1 protein-coding gene is annotated in these 312 nt (G+C 67.9%); it reads right to left on the bottom strand.

Going from position 1 to position 312, the window contains the following annotated elements; genetic code table 11:
• On the bottom strand, positions 1-312 hold a 312-nt coding region (locus tag JMJ56_RS36345; RefSeq protein WP_202836158.1), incomplete at both ends, for a transposase.

Raw genomic sequence — 312 nt, 5'->3', positions numbered from 1 at the left:
GCCCTTGTGGCTGCCGAGGTTGTTCATGACGACGATGTCGCCAGGGCGGAGCTCGGGCACCAGCACCTGCTCGACGTAGTCCTGGAAGAGTGAGCCGTTGATCGGCCCGTCGAGCACCATCGGCGCGACCATGCCGGTGTTGCGCGGGCCGGCGATGAAGGTGGTGGTCAGCCAATGGCCATGTGGGATCGGTTCCCGCAGCCGCTCGCCCCGAGGCGCCCGGCCGTGGGTGCGAGCCATGTTGGTCGAGGCCCAGGCCTCATCGATGAACACCAAGCGGTCCGGGTCGAGGTCAGGCTGCGCCTCGAACCA

Origin of the sequence: Belnapia arida (genome assembly GCF_016773205.1) — a bacterium.
Taxonomy (GTDB): Bacteria; Pseudomonadota; Alphaproteobacteria; order Acetobacterales; family Acetobacteraceae; genus Belnapia; species Belnapia arida.
The sequence above is the reverse complement of the archived record's forward strand: the minus strand, read 5'-3'. Positions and strand labels throughout refer to the sequence as shown.